This window comes from Empedobacter sp. UBA3239 (assembly GCF_002362875.1).
Classification (GTDB): domain Bacteria; phylum Bacteroidota; class Bacteroidia; order Flavobacteriales; family Weeksellaceae; genus Empedobacter; species Empedobacter falsenii_B.
The window spans coordinates 16,166-19,927 of the sequence record NZ_DEVJ01000079.1; the positions used below are offsets into that span (position 1 = coordinate 16,166).

Genomic DNA, 3,762 nt, shown 5'->3' on the forward strand with positions numbered 1-3,762 from the left:
GCTATTTTGTTTTTGATATAAATCTTAAAGCTTATTCAAGTAATCTACAAGTTTTATCTTATCTTTTTCAAAACTAAAATTTAAATTATTTTTAATTACAAATTCTACTAAATTTGGATTATTAAAAATCTTATTTAGTTGTTTTTCATTTGTAGGAAAAACATAAAACTTATCTTCTTTATGTCTAATTAAATATAAGTCACTGTCATTCACCAATGAGAATTTTGTATTTGCTTTATTTGCATTATTTTTAAATTCTCCGTGAGTAATAATTTTTTTATTCCTTTTATATAAAGAATATTTTTCTTTATCATAAACTAAAACCTCTAAATACCCTTCAATTTTTCCATTTTTAGTTGGATATTTAAGAAATTGATATTGAGTTAAAGGAAAATAAATCATCAATTCAGGAACTTTTGTTAAATTAAAAATCTGTCCATCTTTTTCAAATTCCATTTCATCTGAATAAGCATTGTATCTAAGTTTAGAAAAGTCTAAATTAAAACCTTTTATTTCTATATCCTCAAAATTTGGATTAAAATACTGGCTACCTTCATATTGAGTTATCACTTCACCTTTATTTCTTAAAGCAATTTCATTTTGAATATTACTTATTTGATGGGATATTCTTTCATTTAAAGCTCTATCAACCCCATCTGTTAATAAATTTTGTTGAGCATTGACACCTAAACAAAAAGAAGCAAAAAAACAAAATATTTTAATTTTTAACATACTCATAATATTTACTATCCAATATACAATTTATTTCATTAAAAATCAATAAAATAAAAAAAGCAGCAAAAATAATTTTGCTGCTTTTATAATGAAAATGGATATTATATTATATTATATTATTTAGTCATCCACCATAATTTTCCATTAATTGGATCCTTTCCACCATAAGCTGAAACTGCTTCATTCCAATTTGTAGTATTAAGAGTTTGTTCACCTAATGGATATGAAATTCTATACGGAATATCAGTCATACCTGCTACTAATGGAGTGAATACGTATGGAGTACCATCTATTTCATATCCAGTTTGACCAGGTAATAATAAAATACTACCATTAGGATATCCTGTACGTCTATATTCTACCCAAGCAGTTTGAGGCTGCATATACAAAGCAATATACTTTTGAGTAATTACATTTTCTTTATTTGCAGCTGGTAATGCAGCTACATAAGCATCAATTTTAGCTTGATCTACTCCCCATTTTTGCATAGATGCTATCACACCATTCACATAATTAGTTTGGTTCCAACCATTAGCTTCTGATAACAAGAATTCTACTTCAGAGTATTCCATTAAAACCTCAGCATAATCTGCAGAGAAAATAGTTTTTGAAAATGGAGACACTTTAGATACCTGATTATTTGATGATAAACGATCAGAAGGTAATCCATAAGGAATTCCTTGATATTTTGTTATATCATCCGTTTCTACATAGTTACCTGAACCAGCGTTAGCTTTTGATGTTCCTAAAGGTGCAGCATATTTTTGTAAACGTGGATCAACTCCATAATTACCAGATTGTCCTTTTAATAATCTAATTAACTGATTATTCACATAGAAGTCATTTCTATTTCCTACAAAAAATTCGCTCCAAAATGGAGAACCTTCCACAGCCGATGTTCCATAATGTTGCAAAGCATTGTCTTCATTTGAGGTAAAAACTCCTTTTGCAATAGCATCTTGCATTTCAGCTTTCGCTTCAGGATATACATCTTTAATTTGGTTAGCAATTCTTAAACGTAATGAGTTTGCAAATTTTTTCCATTTAGATGCATCTCCAAAATAAATTTGGTCACCAATTTTATTCTCAGGACTTGTAAATACTTTCTTTTCAGTAATATCCAATTGCGCTTCAGCTTCTTTTAGCTCTTGTAACAAATTTTTAAAGATAACTTCTTGCTTAACATATTTAGGTTGAGCATACGTATCAATTTGTAAAGCTTGAAAATCTGGATTCTTTGCACCACTTAATGACCAATATGGAACATCTCCGAAATAATTTGTTAAATCTAAGAATTCGTAAGCCATCATAATACGTGCTACAGCAATCTGTGTATCAACATCTCCGTAAGCAGCTTGTTGTGGTCCTAAAACAGGGTCTGTACAAATACTTATTACCTTTTTTAAGTTAGATAAAGATCGATAACTTGCGTTCCATGCTTGATCTCCTGTTGTCGTACGATAAGCGTATTTATCCTCTTCTGTATAGTTTCTCTGTGCTGAATATTGTACCCAAGGCAATAACATACGTCCAGACACCCATCCATCTCTCATTTCATCAACAAATATTTTAGTTGCAATTGGAAAGATTGTATATGTAGGCGCATTTTCGGGTGCATTAGGACTAATATTCATTTCTTCAAATCCATTATCGCAAGAAGATAATAAAGCACTTCCTAACAATGCTGATAATATAATTGTTTTATTGATTTTCATAATAATTTAATTTTTAGAATTGTAACTTAAGATTCATACCATAAGTTCTTGTAGATGGTAAAGACCCTCCTTCAATACCTTGTATATTTCCAGAACCATAAGAAGCCATTTCAGGATCAAATCCTTTTTTATCTAATCCCCATGTAGCTAAGTTTCTACCAAATGCAGATACAGTAACGTTAGCAAAAGGCCCTGCCCATTTTTTAGGGAAAGTATACGATAAAGTTACTTCACGTAATTTGATGTAGTCTGCATCAAAAACATTTCGGCTATCTACACCATTATAATATGCTTTATAATAATCGTAAGCAGAAACTTCAGTTGTGTTTTTAACATATGATTTTGTTCCTTCATCCCACATTACACCATCTGCAACAACTCCATTCTCACGAACTCCATTAGCTGCTGTTTCTTCTAACATTCCAGAGTACATTCCCCACATATGTGAAGTAGAGAAGAATTTACCTCCTTTTTGAATATCAATTAATGCAGATAAAGAAACCCCTTTGTATGTAAATGTATTTCGGATACCCATGTTATAATCTGGAATAATTGATCCTAAGTTTGTTACTGCTGATTTTTCATAAAATCCATTTGCATCAACAACTTTATTTCCATTATCATCATAAACAAAATCTCTACCCATAAGCTGTCCATATTTCTGACCTGATATAGCCCATAATTGAACACTAAATGGTGCAGTTGATAAATTGTATGAATCCATTTCATCAGAAACTTTACCTACTTTATTGTTGTTTTTAGCAAAATTCCACGTTACTTTCCATTCAAAATCTTGATTTCTTAATGGAACAATATTTACTAATGCTTCAACACCTTCGTTACTCATCTCTCCTGCATTCAACCACTTATATCCATTTCCTGTAGACCAAGAGTGCTGAACTGGCACTAATAAATCTGTACGTTTCTCATTATAATAAGTCACATCAAAACCGAAACGATTATTAAACATAGATGCTTCTAAACCAACTTCCCATGTATCTTTAATCTCAGGTTTTAATAACGGATTCATCTTAGTATTTGACTGAATAAATGTAGGCGTTCCATTAAAGTTTATACTTGAACCTAATACATCCCCTGTTTGATATGGAGTTAAATCAGATGAAACTTGCGAAACACCTGCTCTTAATTTACCAAAATTTAACCAACTTGGTTTAAATACTTCAGAGAATACAAAACTCCCTGTGACAGATGGATAAAAATAACTATTATTTATTATAGGTAATGAAGAAAACCAGTCATTACGGCCCGTTGCCTCTAAGAATAACATATTCTTAACCGGTAGTGCATTTGT

The 3,762-nt window shown here is 30.6% G+C and carries 2 protein-coding genes and 1 pseudogene; all 3 read right to left on the minus strand.

Going from position 1 to position 3,762, the window contains the following annotated elements:
• Positions 1–24: 24 nt before the first annotated feature.
• Positions 25–732 (minus strand): hypothetical protein, encoded by a 708-nt coding sequence (locus B4G36_RS12000; RefSeq protein WP_291064168.1) that lies wholly within the window; start codon positions 730–732, stop codon positions 25–27.
• A gap of 119 nt (positions 733–851) precedes the next feature.
• Positions 852–2,450 (minus strand): SusD/RagB family nutrient-binding outer membrane lipoprotein, encoded by a 1,599-nt coding sequence (locus B4G36_RS12005; protein ID WP_291064169.1) that lies wholly within the window; start codon positions 2,448–2,450, stop codon positions 852–854.
• Between the two features lie 13 nt (positions 2,451–2,463).
• A pseudogene (locus tag B4G36_RS12010) lies at positions 2,464–3,762 on the minus strand (TonB-dependent receptor); the annotation flags it as partial.

What these genes read in the sequence shown, in the direction of transcription:
- B4G36_RS12000 (WP_291064168.1), bottom strand. Translation starts at nt 732, where the DNA reads ATGTTAAAAATTAAAATATTTTGTTTTTTTGCTTCTTTTTGTTTAGGT.
- B4G36_RS12005 (WP_291064169.1), bottom strand. Translation starts at nt 2,450, where the DNA reads ATGAAAATCAATAAAACAATTATATTATCAGCATTGTTAGGAAGTGCT.